Source organism: Undibacterium sp. RuRC25W, from assembly GCF_049339825.1.
GTDB lineage: Bacteria > Pseudomonadota > Gammaproteobacteria > Burkholderiales > Burkholderiaceae_D > Undibacterium.
The window spans coordinates 25,381-44,602 of sequence record NZ_JBMPPD010000026.1 but is presented as its reverse complement, the minus strand read 5'-3'; the positions used below and the strand labels follow the sequence as shown (position 1 = coordinate 44,602).

Annotated in this window: 18 protein-coding genes; 1 reads left to right on the top strand and 17 read right to left on the bottom strand. The window is 46.7% G+C overall.

The window, feature by feature from the left end; all coding sequences use genetic code 11:
- Positions 1 to 96 precede the first annotated feature (96 nt).
- The 3 genes from ACO0KV_RS12785 to ACO0KV_RS12775 all read right to left on the bottom strand — a co-directional run bounded on the left by ACO0KV_RS12785 (position 97) and on the right by ACO0KV_RS12775 (position 3,384).
- Entirely contained in the window at positions 97 to 1,887 is a 1,791-nt protein-coding gene (locus ACO0KV_RS12785; RefSeq protein ID WP_423042916.1) for an acyl-CoA dehydrogenase C-terminal domain-containing protein, read from the bottom strand.
- Positions 1,888 to 1,966: 79 nt separating this feature from the next.
- The gene (locus ACO0KV_RS12780; protein ID WP_423042934.1) at positions 1,967 to 2,566 is read right to left on the bottom strand and encodes a TetR/AcrR family transcriptional regulator; all 600 of its coding nucleotides are present in this window, start codon (positions 2,564 to 2,566) and stop codon (positions 1,967 to 1,969) included.
- A gap of 431 nt (positions 2,567 to 2,997) precedes the next feature.
- Entirely contained in the window at positions 2,998 to 3,384 is a 387-nt protein-coding gene (locus ACO0KV_RS12775; protein ID WP_423042915.1) for an RNA-binding S4 domain-containing protein, read from the bottom strand.
- Between the two features lie 553 nt (positions 3,385 to 3,937).
- Here ACO0KV_RS12775 and ACO0KV_RS12770 point away from each other — a divergent pair.
- Positions 3,938 to 5,677 carry a PAS domain S-box protein gene (locus tag ACO0KV_RS12770; protein ID WP_423042914.1) on the top strand — a complete coding sequence of 580 codons (1,740 nt, stop codon included), beginning with the start codon at positions 3,938 to 3,940 and terminating at the stop codon, positions 5,675 to 5,677.
- 54 nt (positions 5,678 to 5,731) lie between these two features.
- Here the strand turns inward: ACO0KV_RS12770 and ACO0KV_RS12765 are convergent, their stop codons facing one another.
- The 14 genes from ACO0KV_RS12765 to ACO0KV_RS12700 form a co-directional block, all read right to left on the bottom strand.
- Entirely contained in the window at positions 5,732 to 6,895 is a 1,164-nt protein-coding gene (locus tag ACO0KV_RS12765) for a phospholipase D-like domain-containing protein (RefSeq protein WP_423042913.1), read from the bottom strand.
- Positions 6,896 to 6,898: 3 nt separating this feature from the next.
- Positions 6,899 to 7,708 (bottom strand): endonuclease/exonuclease/phosphatase family protein, encoded by an 810-nt coding sequence (locus ACO0KV_RS12760; RefSeq protein ID WP_423042912.1) that lies wholly within the window; start codon positions 7,706 to 7,708, stop codon positions 6,899 to 6,901.
- 26 nt (positions 7,709 to 7,734) lie between these two features.
- A complete protein-coding gene (gene nudB / locus ACO0KV_RS12755; protein ID WP_423042911.1) occupies positions 7,735 to 8,178 on the bottom strand; it encodes a dihydroneopterin triphosphate diphosphatase in 444 nt (147 codons plus the stop codon).
- A gap of 201 nt (positions 8,179 to 8,379) precedes the next feature.
- Positions 8,380 to 8,862, bottom strand: coding sequence for a cache domain-containing protein (locus ACO0KV_RS12750; protein WP_423042910.1), 483 nt, complete (start codon positions 8,860 to 8,862; stop codon positions 8,380 to 8,382).
- Between the two features lie 285 nt (positions 8,863 to 9,147).
- Positions 9,148 to 10,953, bottom strand: a complete 1,806-nt coding sequence (aspS, locus tag ACO0KV_RS12745) for an aspartate--tRNA ligase (protein ID WP_423042909.1) — start codon at positions 10,951 to 10,953, stop codon at positions 9,148 to 9,150.
- A gap of 70 nt (positions 10,954 to 11,023) precedes the next feature.
- Complete coding sequence (locus tag ACO0KV_RS12740) at positions 11,024 to 11,626, bottom strand: DUF502 domain-containing protein (protein WP_423042908.1); 603 nt, start codon at positions 11,624 to 11,626, stop codon at positions 11,024 to 11,026.
- 47 nt (positions 11,627 to 11,673) lie between these two features.
- Positions 11,674 to 11,994, bottom strand: a complete 321-nt coding sequence (locus tag ACO0KV_RS12735; protein ID WP_423042907.1) for an FmdB family zinc ribbon protein — start codon at positions 11,992 to 11,994, stop codon at positions 11,674 to 11,676.
- An 81-nt stretch (positions 11,995 to 12,075) separates the two neighbouring features.
- Positions 12,076 to 13,500 (bottom strand): sodium:solute symporter family protein, encoded by a 1,425-nt coding sequence (locus ACO0KV_RS12730; RefSeq protein WP_423042906.1) that lies wholly within the window; start codon positions 13,498 to 13,500, stop codon positions 12,076 to 12,078.
- Positions 13,501 to 13,873: 373 nt separating this feature from the next.
- Positions 13,874 to 14,179 (bottom strand): hypothetical protein, encoded by a 306-nt coding sequence (locus tag ACO0KV_RS12725; RefSeq protein ID WP_423042905.1) that lies wholly within the window; start codon positions 14,177 to 14,179, stop codon positions 13,874 to 13,876.
- A gap of 646 nt (positions 14,180 to 14,825) precedes the next feature.
- Positions 14,826 to 15,344, bottom strand: coding sequence for a hypothetical protein (locus ACO0KV_RS12720; RefSeq protein ID WP_423042904.1), 519 nt, complete (start codon positions 15,342 to 15,344; stop codon positions 14,826 to 14,828).
- A gap of 228 nt (positions 15,345 to 15,572) precedes the next feature.
- A complete protein-coding gene (locus ACO0KV_RS12715) occupies positions 15,573 to 16,358 on the bottom strand; it encodes a slipin family protein (protein WP_423042903.1) in 786 nt (261 codons plus the stop codon).
- 164 nt (positions 16,359 to 16,522) lie between these two features.
- Positions 16,523 to 17,170: a pyroglutamyl-peptidase I gene (gene pcp, locus ACO0KV_RS12710; protein WP_423042902.1), complete on the bottom strand. Its 648-nt coding sequence runs from the start codon at positions 17,168 to 17,170 to the stop codon at positions 16,523 to 16,525.
- Positions 17,171 to 17,185: 15 nt separating this feature from the next.
- Complete coding sequence (locus ACO0KV_RS12705) at positions 17,186 to 18,175, bottom strand: DUF979 domain-containing protein (RefSeq protein ID WP_423042901.1); 990 nt, start codon at positions 18,173 to 18,175, stop codon at positions 17,186 to 17,188.
- Positions 18,175 to 18,900, bottom strand: coding sequence for a DUF969 domain-containing protein (locus ACO0KV_RS12700; protein WP_423042900.1), 726 nt, complete (start codon positions 18,898 to 18,900; stop codon positions 18,175 to 18,177). The genes ACO0KV_RS12705 and ACO0KV_RS12700 overlap by 1 nt, the downstream gene beginning before the upstream one ends.
- Positions 18,901 to 19,222: the final 322 nt, after the last annotated feature.

Below are 19,222 nucleotides of genomic sequence, written 5' to 3'. Positions count from 1 at the left end.
TTTTCCTTGTTTTAGTCTCTCACTTCAGGGGGCGCCACGCGCCGCCCTGCCAGTCCGAGAGTGAAGGTGTGCAAGCACACCCTCCGGTTACTTACATCAGAACAAATCAGCTTCGAGAGACAGCAAATTGGCGGAGCCAGAACGTGCCTGACGAATCAACATCGCTGTTTCTGGGTACAAACGGGCAAAGTAGAAACGTGTTGTTGCTAATTTTGCCTTGTAGAAGGTGTCGCCAGAAGATTCTTTTTCAAGTGCCAGTTTTGCCATTTGAGCAAAGAAGTAGCTATAAACCAGATGACCAACAACGCGCAGGTAAGGAACAGCAGCCGCACCCACTTCGTCTGGATTCTGGAATGCTTTCATGCCAATTTCCATCGTCAGCTTAGTGACTTTATCGCCCAGTTCGGCCAATGGTGTCACGAATTCAGACATCGCTTCGTTGGTACCGTTCGCTTCAACGAAAGCTTGTACTTTCGCACCGAATTTACGCAGTTTTGCACCGTTGTCCATCAGGACCTTACGACCCAACAGATCTAAGGACTGGATCGTGTTAGTACCTTCGTAGATCATGTTGATACGCGCGTCACGTACGTATTGCTCCATGCCCCATTCAGCGATAAAGCCGTGGCCGCCGTAGACTTGCAGACATTCAGATGTCGCTGTCCATGCATTATCAGTGATGAAGGCTTTGATGACTGGTGTCAGCAACGCGACTTCATCGGCGCACTCTTTACGTACTTGTTCGTCAGGATGATTCAGTTCTTTATCGAGTTGCAGAGCAACGTAGGAACAGAAAGCACGAGCACCTTCAGCGTACGCTTTCGCCGTCAACAACATGCGACGCACGTCAGCGTGAACGATAATCGGATCAGCTGCTTTTTCTGGCGCTTTAGGACCAGACAGGCTGCGCATCTGGATACGGTCTTTTGCATAGACCAGCGCGTTTTGGTAAGCCACTTCAGTCAAACCCAGACCTTGCATACCAACGCCCAGACGTGCCGCGTTCATGAACACGAACATCGCGTTCAAGCCTTTATGTGGGCCACCAATCAACCAGCCGGTTGCGCCGTCCAGATTCATCTGGCAAGTAGAATTGCCATGGATACCCATTTTTTCTTCGATCGCACCGCAGAAAATCGGGTTACGTGCACCGTTCGTTCCATCTGCATTTGGCAGGAACTTAGGAACGATGAACAGAGAAATACCTTTCGAGCCCTCTGGCGCGCCTGGCAAACGAGCCAGCACCAGATGGACGATATTGTGGGACATATCATGCTCACCCGCGGAGATGAAAATCTTCGCGCCGTTGATTTTGTACGAACCGTCTTCTTGTGGTTCGGCTTTCGAACGCAGCAAGCCAAGATCAGTACCACAATGTGGCTCAGTCAGACACATTGTGCCTGTCCATTCACCGGAGATCAGTTTTGGCAAGTACAACGCTTTTTGTTCGTCAGTACCATGTTCATGGATACATTCGTAAGCACCGTGGGACAAGCCTGGGTACATGGTCCATGCCTGGTTGGCAGAGTTCATCATTTCATAGAATGAATTATTCACGACCAATGGCAAGCCTTGTCCACCAAAATCCGGATCGCAAGACAATGCAGGCCAGCCAGCTTCAACGTATTGTTTGTAGGCTTCTTTAAAGCCTTTTGGGGTCGTAACAGTATGGTTACTTTTGTCGTGGTGGCAGCCTTCGCGGTCACCAGAGTGATTCAATGGGAATAAGACTTCGGAAGTGAATTTGCCGCCTTCTTCCAGAATTTGGTTGATGATGTCAGCATCGGTGTCAGCATGCTTAGGCAATTGCTTAAGTTCCGATTCAACATTTAATAATTCATGCAACACGAACTGCATATCACGCAATGGAGCGATATATTGACCCATGATTTTCTCCTGACGGCAAAGTTAAACTAGATGTGGAAACAGATGTTTCAAAAAATTCATAACTGACGACGGAATTACCTTACCTGGCAACGACCGGCGCGTAACATTCGATCATTCGTTCAAAACCGACCTGCGCCCGGTCCACGCTACCTGGTTTGCGCAAGAAGCGCGCATCATGGTGTAGTGCCAGTATCAAGCCATACATTTCATAGACAATCTGGTCTGGGTCCACACCTTGGCGCAAATGGCCAAGCTGTATTGCCTGACTTGCTGCGCGTTGCAATGCCCCTTGCCAGGCTTTTACCATACCGACAAGTTCATCGCGGATAGGACCTGGTCTGTCGTCATATTCGGCAGCACCGCTGATATAAATACAGCCAGAGGCGATTTCTACCGTGACGCGCTTGATCCACAGCGCAAACATCGATTGCAGACGTGGTAAGCCACGTTCTTCTTTCATACTTGGATAAAACACCTCTTGCTCAAAGTGATGGTGATACAACTTCAACACTTCAATCTGCAAGTCTTCACGCGAACCAAAATGGGCAAACACGCCGGACTTGCTCATGTTCATCTTGTCCGCCAACAATCCTATAGTGAGTCCTTCGATGCCGTCACGACTGGCAGTGTCGAGTGCTACATCCAGGATGGCTGCGCGGGTCAATTCCCCTTTACGCATAAATTTCGATGTCATATTCATATTACAGTATCTATATTGAAATGCTTCACGTTCACATTAACGTCATGCAAACCAGTGAATTAATCGAACGCTCGTACTATTAGCTACGGCGCATTAAAAGTCAAACCAGATTCGCCCATTAGAGGAGAGTATCTATTTGCTTTGAAAATTTCTCATTGGGGAAAACCATGTCAATTGCTTTCCTAATGGCAAAAAAAATTGTCATCAACTGCGATCGGTTCTTTCTTTTTTCAGAGCAGACCAGTGTTCGTTTTTTTAAGTCCGGCTCATACATCTTTGTTTTACAGCTACCCATTTCGTATTCACAATACCTAGCCAGATACAGGGTCAGATTACAACAGCAGCATGGACGGACAAAACAAGTCCAGCGATCACCGTAAATCTGCAACTAAAAAGTAAAGTAGAAGCGTTTAGTCGCGTGTAGCATCCAACTGTCGCCTATCTCGCTTAGTTGGTCGCCCCTGAATATGAGCAGTTGGCTCGCGAAAATATTTTCTATCTTCAGCAGCTTTCTGACGACGCGCAGTGCTCACTGTTGTTTCTTCATACATCGTTTGGGCGACAGTGGCGGAGCCACGGACATCCAGTATGCGCATGACCTGCACTTCCCAGATCTGTTCGCCGTGATGGATTTCTAGCATATCGCCGGGTTTGACATCGTGTGCAGGTTTAACACGTTGTTCATTTTGCAAAACTCTTCCCAAATCAACTGCATGCGTTGCCATGCTCCGGGTTTTAAAAAATCTGGCGGCCCACAGCCATTTATCAATACGGGCGGTCTTAATGATGTTGCTCATTTTGCTCACATTACTCGCTAACTTATTCAGTCGATTTTCAGACCGCTAATCACTCGGTCCTGTCTCTGAAAAATCAAGGCAGAGAATTTCTGCACGTTCATTCTATTTTGAAGCAATGTATTGCAGTCAAGAGCCAATTACAAGGCAATTATGCAGTTAGCGCAGATTAGTTACAGACTATTCATTTTGCAACGCAACATTGAATTTCACATTATGAAAGAACATAGTTAAAATAATTTTTTCGATCATCTCGAAGGGATAACTCATCTAAACAACCAAAAAAACTGTAACAATGTGTAAAATTCACAACAAAATATTTCTTTACAATCAACGCTTTATCTCCTTTTATACAAGTACGCTTGGTACGATTCAGATTTACTTTGCATTTAGTCTTAAAATGACTCTTTTGATAACAAATTACATATCTTAAGCAAGATAAATGAATGGTCAGTTATAAATTCATTACCATATTGATTATCAATAGATCAAAAACGCGATTCTCCTGGTAGAACTAACACGCTACTTAGCTCCGCCATTCATGCCTGGGGTCAACATGCAAGACAACGCCGCACGGATTAGGTCGCTCAGCACCTCACTGATGTGCTTCGATGAAGTCATGCAACTGTCCCCTCTTGGCATGGCTGTGATCAATTTCGACGGTACGTATGAGGCAGTGAATAACGCGTATTGCAAGATCTATGGGTATACGCAAGAGAATATGCAGGGCAAATCCTTCACGATGATTTTTAGCCCAGAAGTACGGACTGAGATTCTGGAGCTACATCAACGTTTTTTGCGGTCAGAAACTACCCTGGGTGGCGAATGGCAGGTAGTCAGGCGTGATGGTACGATCGTACATGTTATCAGCGAGTCTGCCATGGTCACGGGCAGTGATAACAAACAACGCCGATTGGTCTACGTTACCGATATTACGATGAGAAAAAATATGGAGCGCGAACTTGAAAGCTCGCACCTATTTCTCCATTCGATTCTGGCTGGTCTGAATGCACAAATCTGCGTACTCGATGAAAACGGTATCGTCGTATTGGCGAACAACTCATGGATGAGTTTCCTCATTGCGAATGGTGGTGATCCAGAACGAGTCATCAAGCAGATGAATTATCTCGATCTATGTCGTCCCAATACAAAAGAACCGCTGGCGAAAAATCCGCAAGCGGGTCTTTTTTATGTGCAATTAATCGAGGTGCTGGCAGGTACCCGTGATTATTTTGAAGTTGAATACCCTTACCATTCCAAAGATGAGCATCGATGGTTTATTGCTCGTGTGGCGCGAATAAAGGAAATGCATCCAACCCGCATCATCGTCTCTCATGACAACGTGACGGCGCTCAAAGTCATGCAAGAAGAGTTACATGACTCGCTGACCTTTACTCGTAAGCTGATTAATTCAATGCAAGATGGTTTTACCGTCTTGGATCAGTCTGGCAAAGCCCTTGAAGTGAATCCCGCACTGTGCAATATGACTGGGTTTAGCAGCACAGAATTGCTAGCTCGGGAGGCAGGACTTCCGTATTGGTGTGAAGAAAAAAATGAGACGATCGCTGTGCTACTTGACCGTCTTAAACATGGGACAGAAGGTGAAATTGAAATCACTTTGGTACGCAAAAATGGTAGCTACTTTCCGGCAAACATGACGCTATCTTGCATCAATGACGAAAGCGGCACACCCAACTATTACATCGCAACCATCAAAGACATTACCGAACGCAAGCGAATGGAAAACGATGTTTACCGTCTCGCTTTCTATGACCCTCTGACTAATTTACCAAACCGCCGCTTATTACATGATCGCATTGAGCAAAGTATTGCGGCAGGAAAACGTAGTGGTAATCATGCGGCGCTACTCATGATTGACCTCGATAATTTCAAGCCATTAAATGATAATTTCGGTCATGATGTCGGGGATCTGCTATTAATCGAAGTAGCGAATCGTTTGAAATCCTGCGTCAGAGAAATTGATACTGTCGCCCGTTTTGGCGGAGATGAATTTGTCATTATTATCAGTGAACTTTACACTGAAAAAGCAACTTCCAAAAATCAAACGCAAGTGATCGCTGAAAAAATACGAAATGCGATTGGCTCGCCGTATTTTTTGCCTGTTCACTACGATGGAAAAGCTGAACATATTGAGCATCACTGCTCCGCAAGCATTGGTGCGGTTCTGTTTCATGCCTTACACAGCAGCGAATCGCAGATTATGAAATGGGCCGATCAGGCAATGTATAAAGCGAAGGACGACGGGCGTAATTTAATTCGTTTTTATAACGAATAAATAAACCATCAAAATCGCCGCTCCCCTCAGTCGCCACGAAAAACATCCGGACTGTCAGCCATAACTACCTAAAGTCACCAGCCGCATGAGTGCTCGATATACCAGATAAGCAATGCCGTACCAGGTACGCTTATACCAAGCCTGATTCACATAATCTTCTAGCCTTACCTCTACCCCATCAGCAATACCACGCTGAAGTTCGGCGGTTAATTTACGGGCAAACACTTTATCCTGAATAACGACGTTGGCTTCGTGATTGACGAATAAACTTAACCCGTCAAAATTGCTTGATCCAACTGTCGCCCAATCATCGTCGATCACGGCAACCTTCGCATGTAACTGTGTCTTACGGTATTCGACTAGCCTGACGCCATACTGCAGCAGCTTGGGATAGTAGGAGTGCGCAACAGCGTCTTGCAAAACAAATTGTCCAACGCCAATCAATAAAACTACATCGACCCCCCGCGATGCGGCCGCAATTAGCGCACTCCTGAATTTTCTGCCTGGCGCAAAATAAGGTGTGGCCAAAATCGCCTGGTGACGGGCATTGCCCAAGGCATGTAAGTACGCTTTCTGTATGCTGGATCGATTACGCAAGTTATCACGAACAATTAAAGCAGCGCGGCTTAATGCGGTACCGACGACCGGCGACGCTTTTTGTAAATCACGTAACAATGCGATGCGTGACAATAATCCCAGACGTCCGGTTTTTCGCCATTGCGCTTCCACTTCCAAATGAACGTGTGCTACCAGAGGTCCCTGAATATGAACAGCAAAGTCCCAACGCGGGAAAGGTAGTGTGTGCTCCCAACCGTCGTCAGAAATATAATCATCAATAATATTTAAACCGCCGACGATTGCAACCTGCTGATCAATTACAGCGATTTTTCTGTGTGTACGCGCCAGCCCCCGCCAGAACCAAGGATTGAAGCAACGGCACTGCACGCCACGTGCCTGCAATGCGCGCGTCACCTCTTGCGCTTGCCGCCGACCACTACCTAGCCAATCGATGACAACACGCACGACAACTTTACGTGCAGCAGCTGCGATTAACGCTTCTCGGACTGAAATCGCCGTATCGTCTTGAGAAAATAAATAGGTTTCGAGATAAATTTCGCGCTCTGCGCTCTCTATCGCTCGAATCAATGTAGAAAAATACTCACCGCCACAATGCAACAATTGCACATCGTTACCATCAATGTAGTAAAGTTTTCGCATACGTTAAGCCGGCAAATCGGGAATATCCAGACAAACGAGAATGGGTACGTGATCCGATAATGAATACCAAGGCTCGTCTTTTAATACAACGGCTTGTTCAACCTGAAAACCACGGAGATAAACACGATCAAGACACAACCACGGAAACTGCGCTGGAAAAGTTCGTGCATGAGAACGACGTAGTGAAACAAAATAATCACTGAATGTGCGACGCATCGCCGATTTTTTTGTCTCATTATTGATCACATCAAAAGCTTCCACAACCCCCAGATGCTCATAGAGCGTCGTGCTCAGACGCTGGTTCCAGTCGTTAAAATCTCCGGCAATAATCAAGGGCGCCTCTGATGGCGTATCCCTGACAATCGTTTGAATTAAGGCTTGTACCTGACGGCGTCGACTTGCAGCAAATAAACCCAAATGAATGACAAAACAATGTACTGCGACCGTATTCACTTGCACAACAGCGTGCAATATGCCGCGCTGTTCATAAGCATGATCTGAGACATCATGGTTAATCAATGAGGTAATGGGATAACGACTCAATAGCGCATTGCCATGGTGTCCATGTTCATAAACAGCATTCATGCCATACGCGACGTGATGCGTATCACCGGCGAGAAACTCGTGATGGCCCGCCTCAGGCCATGATGAGTGCCTCTTGGCGTTTTCGTCATGCCGTCCTTGGACTTCCTGCAGAAACACCAAATCGGCATTCAGTCCGGCAATCGCTTCTTTCATGCCATGAATTCGAGCTTGGTGCCCAAACGCACTGACACCTTTGTGCATGTTATATGTCGCGATCCTGAGTTTCACACATTGATCCAATCATTAAAAATGACTCAGAACCGGTTGGGCAATTGCAATATCGCTTCGGCATTCGAGGCAGAGAAACACTTGTCAGCAGCTTCAGTCAATGGCAACCATTGGTATTGCAAGTGTTCACGGGGTGCTAGCTTGACTGTTAATGTCGAACTGACACATAAACCAAAGACATGCTCCGTATTATGTGTCACACCGGGCGCATAACGATGGCGCCACACTGGATAAATTTCATAGATGTTTGATGTCTGCCAATCATTCAACAAAAACTGACGTGCATCAATGCCAGTTTCTTCCTGAACCTCGCGAATCGCTGTCTCGCGTAAGTCTTCGTCAGGACTATCTTTCGATCCGGTGACTGATTGCCAGAAACCTGGTTTATCCGCGCGCTCCAGTAATAAAACATCAAATTGAGGAGTATAAATAACAACAAGAACAGATTCAGGAATTTTATAAGCAGGCATTTTCAGATCACACAGAACAGTTCGTATAGATTGCTATTTTAGCGCCTTTATCTGTTTCACTTTTTTTGATCTCAAGGTGTCATGATTAGGTACAATCCTACCCGTTAATCAAGTAATCAATTCACGCTTTTTGTCGCATATAAAAAAACCTGCTGAGATGTGCCTTCAGCAGGTTTCAGAACAGCGCTTCGATACCGAAAATTATTTTTCGAAATACGTACCAACACATACCATTGTGTCTCCCGCACCGCGTTCGCAGTAAGATTTTTTCAGCTCGTAACTCTGATTAGCAGGATTGCTAAACTTATAAGGGCCATACCATCCTTTGGAAGAGGTCTTGACCATATCAATCATTCCTTTGATAAAAGCATTGCCGTCGACATCTTTCATGGTTATCAAGTTCTTACCGACCATTTTTGCCGTCGCTCCCTGAGCGACGCAAGTACCGTCAAAACTATAGGCAAACACGTACAAATCTTTTTCTTTAAACGCACCGTCTGGATGTTCAGTAAACACTTTATAGGCTTTTTCGGGACCTGCGGACTTCACCAGTGCCACCGCCTTTTTAACCATTTCTTGCGCTTCAGCTTCGGTTCCATGATCAGCTGCTAACACTGTGGAACAGCTCAGTGTAGACAAGGCAAGAGCTGCGGCAACCTGGTAGATCAGTGTCAATTGTTTCATCGTGTCTCCTCAATAACGTTATCGTTTTAGTGATTTCATTATAGGTTTCTTTGTTGCACTTAGTAACATTATTTCCTTTGATGTCACTCAATTTAACGTTATTTTCGTTGCTGCATCGCAGCTTTCGGATACGAACCGTGTAGGCAAGCTGATAGGCTTTGGGCAAACATGAACGTTGTCTGTGCGAGAGCGCACCTATGATCGCAAAAATGATCGCTGTTAGAGTCTGAGTAAAAAAAAGCGAAGCCGCAGCTTCGCTTTTTCATCGAGACGTGACGATGCTAATTAGCCTTTGATTACTGGCTCAGTGGCACGCAAGCGAATATGTAACTCACGTAACTGTTTTTCGTCAACAGCCGACGGTGCCTGTGTCAGCAAGCATTGAGCACGTTGTGTTTTCGGGAACGCGATCACGTCACGGATGGACTCAGCACCTGTCATCATCGTCACGATACGATCCAGACCAAATGCCAGACCGCCATGTGGAGGCGCGCCATATTGCAATGCATCCAGCAAGAAACCAAATTTCAATTGCGCGTCATCATCACTGATCTTCAATGCACGGAACACTTTGCTCTGCACATCAGCACGGTGAATACGGACTGAACCGCCACCGAGTTCCCAGCCGTTCAATACCATGTCGTAAGCTTTAGCAATACACTTACCTGGATCAGTTTCCATCAGATCTTCATGACCGTCTTTTGGTGCGGTGAACGGATGATGCGTTGCAGACCAACGATCATTTTCTTCGTCGTGTTCAAACATTGGGAAGTCAATCACCCACAATGGACGCCAGGCGTCTTCGAACAAACCATTCGCTTTACCAAATTCGCTGTGACCGATCTTCACGCGCAACGCACCGATCGCGTCGTTGACCACTTTTGCCTTATCTGCACCAAAGAAAATCAGATCGCCATCTTGCGCGCCTGTTTTTTCCAAGATTTGAGCCAATGCCGCATCGTGGATGTTTTTCACGATAGGTGATTGCAAGCCATCACGGCCTTTGGCCAGTTCATTGACTTTGATGTAAGCCAGACCTTTAGCGCCGTAGATCGCGACAAATTGCGTGTAGGCATCAATTTCTGAACGTGGCATGTTGGAGCCACCTGGTACACGCATACCCACCACGCGACCATTGACCATATTCGCTGCGCCAGAGAAGACTTTGAAGTCAACATCTTTCATCACGTCAGTCAACTCAGTGAATTGCAACTTCACGCGCATATCTGGTTTATCGGAGCCGTACAAGCCCATTGCCTCAGCGAAATCCATCACTGGGAACGGATTTGGTAAGTCGATATCGAGTGTATTTTTGAATACCAGACGAATCATGCCTTCAAACATATCGCGGATTTCTTGTTCAGACATGAACGAAGTTTCGCAATCGATTTGAGTAAATTCTGGCTGACGGTCAGCACGCAAATCTTCATCGCGGAAGCATTTGGTGATTTGGTAGTAACGGTCAAAGTTAGCCACCATCAACAATTGTTTGAACAACTGTGGCGATTGTGGCAACGCAAAGAATTCACCCGCATTGACGCGTGAAGGCACCAGATAGTCACGTGCGCCTTCTGGGGTGGATTTAGTCAACATCGGTGTTTCGATATCGATAAAGCCATTCGCATCGAGGAACTTACGCACCTCCATCGCTACTTTGTAACGCAAACGCAAGTTGTTCTGCATTTGTGGGCGACGCAGATCAAGTACGCGGTGTGTCAGGCGTGTTGTTTCTGACAGATTGTCGTCATCTAACTGGAACGGTGGCGTGACAGAAGCGTTGAGAATTTCAACATTGTGCGCGAGCACTTCGATTTTGCCGGACTTCAGGTTAGCATTGCCAGTACCTTCTGGACGCGCACGCACCAGACCAGTGATACGCAAGCAGAATTCATTACGGACGGACTCAGCAGCAGCAAACACGTCTGCACGATCCGGGTCACAAACAACCTGTACCAGACCTTCACGATCACGCAGATCAATAAAAATCACACCGCCGTGGTCACGACGGCGATGCACCCAGCCGCACAGGCTGACGGTTTGGCCGAGTAATTCCTCAGTAGTGAGGCCGCAGTAATGGGTACGCATGGACATATTTCTTACCTGTCTGTATTCAAAATTAAAAATGGTTTGAGAGGATCAATTGGATAAATCAACCTGTCAATTATTTTGGTGGGAGATGCTCGGGAGCCACCACGCCCATGGAAACAATATATTTCAGTGCGGCATCGACACTCATATCGAGCTCGATCGCTTCATTTTTTGGCACCATCAAAAAGAAGCCAGACGTCGGGTTCGGTGTCGTTGGCACATACACGCTAACATACTCGCCCTTCAGATGGTTCACGACGTCGCCGCCAGGAACACCCGTCAGAAACCCGATAGTCCAGGAGCCATGACGTGGATACTCAATCAGGACCGCTTTTCGGAACGCATTGCCTGACGACGAAAACAAGGTGTCAGAAACTTGCTTTACACTGGAGTAGATCGAATTCACAATAGGAATACGATTCAACAGTGCTTCCCAGATTTTTACAACATAATTGCCGATAAAGTTTTGCGCCAGCAAACCAGTCACAAAAATAATCAACAAAGTCAGTATGGTCCCAAGACCAAGGAACTGAAAACCCACTAATTGCTCGGGTCGCCATTCTGGTGGTAACAAAAGCAAGGACTGATCCATCGTGCTGATCACCGCATGCAGCACCCACAGCGTAATTGCCAAAGGGACCAGAATCAACAAGCCAGTGATAAAGTATTTACGCATGATGATGAGTTCTTTGGTAAGTGAATCGCATTGATTGGAGACCTGTTTTAATCTGCACTTGCGGCAGGTGTAGATGACACTGGAGTGGATGACACCGGTGTCGTCGACGCCGCAGCCGGTGCGCTCGTGCTATCTGCCGCACTAACGGCAGGTGCGGGGGTACCGGTCGTTGCTGCCGAGCCGGATCCGCCACGGAAGTCAGTCACATACCAACCAGAGCCTTTCAACTGAAAGCCTGCAGCAGTAATCTGCTTCTTAAATGCCGCCTTGCCACACGACGGGCATTGAGTCAAAGGCTCGTCGGAAATTTTTTGCAGTACATCTTTAGCAAAACCACAATCGTCACAACGGTAAGCGTAAATCGGCATACTCTCGCCCTAAAAAAACTGATAAAACCCTGAATTATAAAGGTTTTCAATCAGGATTTGCGCATTGCATCAAAAGCTTTATCAGGCGACATGAGTTTTTCGTGAATATTGTGGCAACAATGAGCCCACAACCATCCCTACCGCACTCATCAGCAAACCGACTAATTGTGGCGGCCAGTAACCTTCTGGTGCAACGACTTCTAACAAAATCCAAGAGGCGACCCCGACAATAATCGAAACCAGACCACCCTGGGCCGTAGAACGCTTCCAATACAATCCAAAGGCGAGCGGCACGAAAGCTGCGACCAAGGTAATTTTGTACGCGTTTTCTACCATTTTATAAATACTCGATTCAGTATTCATAGCGAACATGGTCACTATTGCAGTAAAAACAAGCACTACAGCACGCATCATGCGTAAAAATTGTTTATCAGACTGCTGCGGAAAGAACGGTTTTAAGATATTTTCAGAAAAAGTCACCGACGGTGCCAACAAAGTTGCACTGGCGCAACTCTTAATCGCAGACAACAACGCGCCAAAAAACATTACCTGCGCCAACATCGGCACCTTGGTCATAATCAGCGTTGGTAAAATTAGTTGCGAGTCTTTATCAATCAAACTATCCACCATTGCTGGATCAATCAGGGTCGCTGAATAGGCAAGGAACATCGGGATAAAGGCAAAACAGAAATACAACACACCACCCAAAATCGATGCACTTCCGGCAATTTTTTCATTTTTAGACGAAGCAACGCGCTGAAACACGTCTTGCTGTGGGATCGAGCCTAGCATCATCGTAATCCACGCGGCGAAGAACCACAGCATCTCACGCCCTTCGGGTTTGGGCCAGAATTCAAATTTTCCCGCGTTTGCCGCATGTGAGATCACTGCGCCAGCACCACCAACCATGCCGGACACTTCCCAGCCGATGTAAATCATGCCGACAACAATGATGATCATTTGCAAAAAGTCGGTGATCGCGACAGACCACATCCCCCCCATGAGGGTATAAATCAGCACGCTGGCTGCGCCAATGATCATGCCGGTATTCATTTCGATGTAGCCACCTGAGACCACATTAAACACCAGGCCCAGTGCTTTAATCTGAGCGGCAACCCATCCAAGATAGGAGACCACAATACATAGCGTCACCAGGACCTCAACAATTCGTCCAAACTTGTTTCTGTAGTAGTCGCCAATCGTCAGCAAATTCATGCGGTACAGGGGCTTGGCAAAAAACAGCCCCACCAGTACCAGACACAGCGAAGAACCAAACGGATCCGCGACCACGCCTTTAAAGCCCTCTTTAACAAACGTCGACGAAATCCCCAGCACCGCTTCAGAACCAAACCACGTTGCAAACACCGTCGCAGTAACGACGTACATTGGCAGAGAACGACCGGCAACGGCATAGTCCTTAGAGTTATTCACGTAGCGTGCGGCATACAAGCCAATACCGACCGAGATAACCCAATACAGAATAACGAACCAGATAAGAGTGTTCATGAATGTGTGAGTACAATGAATGCAATAAAGTCAATAAAAAACCCGCCATGTGTTCATGCGGGTAATCCACAGGCTTGGTCGAGATCGTTACAGCCCCCAGCTTTATACAAACAGATCACAACAGTCTCGGTTACTGATGGTAATAATGCTTGTATTTAACGATGTTTTCCCAATAATTGCAGGAGTTTGAAGGAGAAATTCAGCGCGCGCAATAGAATTTAGCCAAATTATGAACGGAGTGAATTCTCTAAAATAGATGAGGTGTTATCAGATGATGGCTCAGCGTAACTTTGTACGCCAAAGCATTGGCTATTTTATATTTAAATAAGGCCAGAATTAAGTGTCATGATCAGCGACCGTGTGATTTTGACACCTAGTCGCCACGAACATAATTGTGACACATACTCACCAGCCGCGAGAACTGCGTCGCGTCCTGCCGTTGACCTAAAATGTCGATCACATCCAGGATTTGTGTTGTAGACGGCATCACTTCCATGGCACTGTTACACATCCAGCCAATCAGGAGTGGGCTCAGCAGTTCTGCGCTGAGAGTCGCGACTTCTTTGCGTGTCGGTACATAGCAATGAAAACGGTATTTTTTTTGTTTTTTCGCGGCTTTTTGTGCAGCGCGTATTGATGAATCAGATGCCCCAAAACGATCTTCCCAACTTCTCTTCATTGCAGATGTTCCCTCCGTGTTGTGAACCGGTTTTCGTCATTTTTCAACCAACCGGATTTGCAAGAATCGTCCAACGACAACTGATCAACGAATAGATATCGGTAGCTAACAACTCGCTGCAAATTAACCGCCAGCATCTCACTTCAATGAACTCTTGCTCATTTCATCAAAACAAAATTATGACCATATGATGACGTATAGTAAGGCTTTTTATTTCATTTTCAATATGTTTGTTAAAAACTGTCATAAAAATGATTATATTTCGTTACTTAACGGGAGGGAATATGAATGTTGTCTCAGTTGGTTGCTGCGTGCACTCTTTTTTGCATCCTGAGAAAAAGGCTTCTATGGACGAAATAATGACAAGGGGAAAGTGTCAGGTTTGATGTAACCCCGACGATAGGATCGCAAGAGTGGCAGCGTTATTAGGTTAGCAGCTGATTTTGACAGCTTACACACAAGCTTACCCACCTATTTATCCACAGTTTCGATAGGCATATGCACAGGATATACACAAGATATCCACAGTTGAGCATGCACCCAAAACACGTCCCTTCATGGCGCTATCAGAAGACACAAAAAAACCAGTAGTATGGCTTCAGACGTTGCAAAATTATTGCCACTCAGAAATTCAGCATATCAAATTCTACGAATAGACATCCACATTCACGCCAAGCGTCAGATTGGCCGCAACGACCGGCTTGGCGGCATCAGAGCTGTATTGATTGTGAACTGACTGGAATCCTTGATGGACACTATTGACGCCAGTCGCATGGAACCCAGGATGAGGCAGCGTCGAGGGAGCCTTTTCTGCCAATGTGGTTTGCTCAACCTGGGGTAATGGTGATGCAGAGGCTGCTTTACTATGACTAGCCTCGATGACATGCTTGAGACCACTTATTTTTCTTGATATTTCAACAATTTCCTGCTTACCTTCAGGCGTGGAAGCCGAACTGCAATTAACGCAATCGGAAAGCTGCCGCTGATACTGCTCAAGTTGCGCTTGCAGCGCACCAGCAGTGGCAGCGGGAGCGCTCGTCGTCGATATCGATGCTAATGAGATCGCAGGTGCTCCGCTTGCTGAAGATGAAGGATCTATCGCCTGTACCATGTTGTGCTCCTGAGCAGTATGAGGATCATTGCCATTCCATAAAGGGAATTGCATGACTTCATCAACCTAAGATAACAACGTCAAAAAATAATATCTGACAGCAATATTAGGCAACCATATCAGAGGACAACATCACACAATCAACGACAATGTGTGATTTCGTCGGAAACGCCACGTAGTTCTTACAAAGAATTCCATTTTTTGAAAAACGGGCAGATCGTTACGAATCAATCTCGATTGCTACGTCATTTCATCGCGATCCCCACTCGCACTGTCCGTTAATCAGTTTTCAGTGATTTTTTGTTTAACTGCTTTTGCCTCAGCACTTGCAGTCCAGTCCGCAATACCTTTCGCCATCGAAACAAATTCGCTGGGCATCATAATAATCGTGGTTGTATTCTGTTCCGCACCGACCTCGGTAATCATTTGCATACGCCGCAATTCGAGACCGGCAGGATTTTCCATAATTAGCCCGGCAGCTTCACGCAACTTGAGAGCAGCTTCCAGTTCGGCCTCGGCTTTAATAATACGGGCACGTTTTTCACGCAATGCCTCGGCCTCCTGCGCCATCGCCCGTTGCATGGACTCAGGAATTTCAACATTTCGCATCTCGACTCGGGTCACTTTGACACCCCAAGGTTCGGTTGCGGTATCGATGACGCGACGCATGTCGGTGCCCAGACGCTCTTGCTCTTTCAAAACATCATCGAGCGTATGGCGACCGATTACGTTTCGCATGGATGTTAAGGCAACCTGTACCACGGCACCGCCCACATCTTGTACTTCGATGACTGACTTGATAGGATCAGTGACGGAATACCAAATCACAACTGTCACTTTGACCGGCACATTATCTTTGGTGATCGTTTCTTGCTGATCAACCGAGGTCGTAATGGTACGCAGATCGACCATTTTCTGCCATTCAAATGCGGGGATCAGCCAGTACAACCCTGGACCGCGTATACCTTGTAATTTACCAAGTCGGAACACAACACCACGCTGATATTGATTAGCAACCCGAAAACCAGCGAGGACAAAAATCAAAATCAAAAATAGAAGAAGGAACATGGTATTTCTCTCATCGGCAAACCAATGCCATTAGCCCTGCGAAGGTCAATAAACTGATGTTAGAAAAACAGCAGCATCGCCACATGGGTCATTGTATTCCTGTCAAATAGACAAGTCACTGATATTCAAACAACCAGATCAATTTCTCCAATGCATCATGCAATTTAGTGGGTGATACCGCCTGAGATACGTAAATCCTGTGTCGTACGTAAGGTGATCGTGATCATGACGCGAATGGCTTCAGTCATGGTAGAGATCGCCATGCTCGCCGTACCGGGATAGGCTGCCGCCTGATCAGGGGAATAAGGAACGTGCACAAAGCCTGCAGCTCTCACCTGTGGATAGCGGGAAAGCATATGCATCAGGCCGTAAAAGACGTGGTTGCACACATACGTTCCTGCTGTATGCGACACCGAGGCGGGAATGCCCTTGTCCCGTAAAGCCTGCACAAGTGCCTTGATGGGCAAGGTACTAAAATATCCGACCGGGCCCTGTTCTGCGACCGGCGTATCGATCGGTTGCCGTCCGCCATTATCGGGGATCCGAGCATCATTGATGTTAATCGCGACACGCTCCACCGTCATATCAGCACGACCACCAGCCTGCCCCAAACAAAGAACGATTTCTGGCCGGTGCTGCTCAATCGCTTTTTCTAACACCGCTAGACTTACATCAAATTCACAGGGCAATTGCACACTGATAATGTGAGTGCCCTCCAGCATACTGTCATCGAGCATCACAACGGCATCCCAGGAAGGGTTCGTCGTCTCTGCGCCAAACGGTGCGAAGCCGGTTAATAAGATTTTACGCATCAATCATTCTCAAATTCAGTGAGGAAAGGCCAGAAAATACATTAATAAAACGTTGCAAGCCAGCACGAGCAATGCCGTTGGTATCTGCGTTTTAATCACCAGATATTTATCTTTCAGTTCCAGTAACGCAGCAGGCACGATATTGTAGTTCGCCGCCATCGGTGTCATTAAGGTGCCGCAATAGCCAGAGAACATCCCAATCGCCACCACCGCAGCCGGATTAGCATGTTGACCGATAATTAAAAAGGGTAACGCGATACCCGCGGTCATTATCGGAAAAGCGGCAAAGCCATTGCCCATAATCATGGTCATGACTGCCATACCAACACAGTAGGCGATGACCAGCCCTAAACGACTTTCCGGGTTCACCAGCATACTGACCCCATGCTGAATCGCCTGTCCCGTATGTGCAGCGACAAATACACCACCCAGCATAGCCAGTAATTGCGGCAACACCAGCGCCCAACCGAGGGCATCGATCAAACGACGTGATTCACGCACCGCTTGCAACGGTGTCCCCCCGGTGACAAAGCAAGAAAAAGCTAACGCACAAAGACAGGCCAAAATCAGTGCAGCCAGCGTCAGATTACTTTGATCAAATAAATACCAGTCACCGATCTGTATCGTTTTACCGAATAAGGTCAGAATCACGGTCAGCAGCGGAATGGACAAGGCAGGTAAAAAAATCTTCATGCCGATTTTGTTGAGCTTTTCCTTAAAAGCCGGTGTAGCAACAAAACGATGCTTGCCTACGCCCAGAAAATTAAATCCGGCAATCAGTGCCAGCAATAAAACAATCACACCGTTGATACGATAGGCGAGCGGTTTTCCGAGTTGTGCGACCATCAGGTCACCCAACAAGAAACTACTACTGAACAAAAGCCAGAAAAAGCCCGTCGCCCAGCGTTTGGGATTGGATACATCGCGCCAAGTCAAACCAGCGACGAGCAATAAAATAAATCCAATGACGTAAAAAACGAGATGGATATTAAAAATGCTATTCATCACGCGCTCGCTTTCTTCATCGCTTGTTGCGCATTACGCCATGCATTGGCTTCAGCAGCGATTCGGGCGTCGAGACGCGACAGTCGTACAAGATGAATCAATAGCGCGGCAATTGCCGTCGGCAATCCCCACAAGCCGACCGTTAAGGGCTCAATCTGGCCGACACCATTTTCTTTCAAGAAGGTGGTCATTAATAACACAGCACCAAATGCAATGAACACGTCCTCACCAAAAAATAGCGCGATATTGTCACAGGCGGCAGCATGCGCTGCGATTTTGTCCCTTAATTCAGGTGGTAAGTCACCGTAGGTTTGTTGGGCCACTCCTTCTGCCATCGGCACGAGCAAGGGCCTTACGGTTTGCGCTTGTCCGGCAAGACTCAGCAATCCGAGCATGGCTGATAACTCACGAACCACAAAATACAACATCAGAATTCTGCCTGACGTCGCACTACGAATCCCACGCACCCATTCTTGCGCTCGCTCGCGTAAGCCATAATGCTCTAACAAACCGATGATAGGCAAAATAAGAATCGAACTCGACAACTGACGGCTATTTAAAAATTTCTCGCCAAACGTCTCAAGCAACGCACCAAAATCCATCCCCACCGCCAGCCCCGTAACAAGACCAGCAAGCGTAACGACCATCAAGGGATTAAAGCGCAGAGCGAAGCCTAATACGATGATGGGAATACCAATCAAGGGTAGGTATAGCTGTACATCCATTTTTTGTCTCCATCGAAGTGATTATTTTTAATTGATTTTTTTATAGGTACAGCATTATTTCTGATAGTAGCTTGATTGACAGCACTACCGGTTGTCCTAGAACGACAGTCCACTGAACGATCTAGCCGATGTTTTTCTAGTAACAGCTACCGTTACTGACAAACGCTTTTTTCATCTTCAGAGCGACCAACAATACAATCTACGGCGCAAATTGAACATAGCAAAAAGACAGCGTATGTTATACGAGGATGACAATATGATCGCGAGGGCTATTACGTTGTTTTTCTCGTTTTGCGCTAGACTTGCGGAAATTGAATGGAGA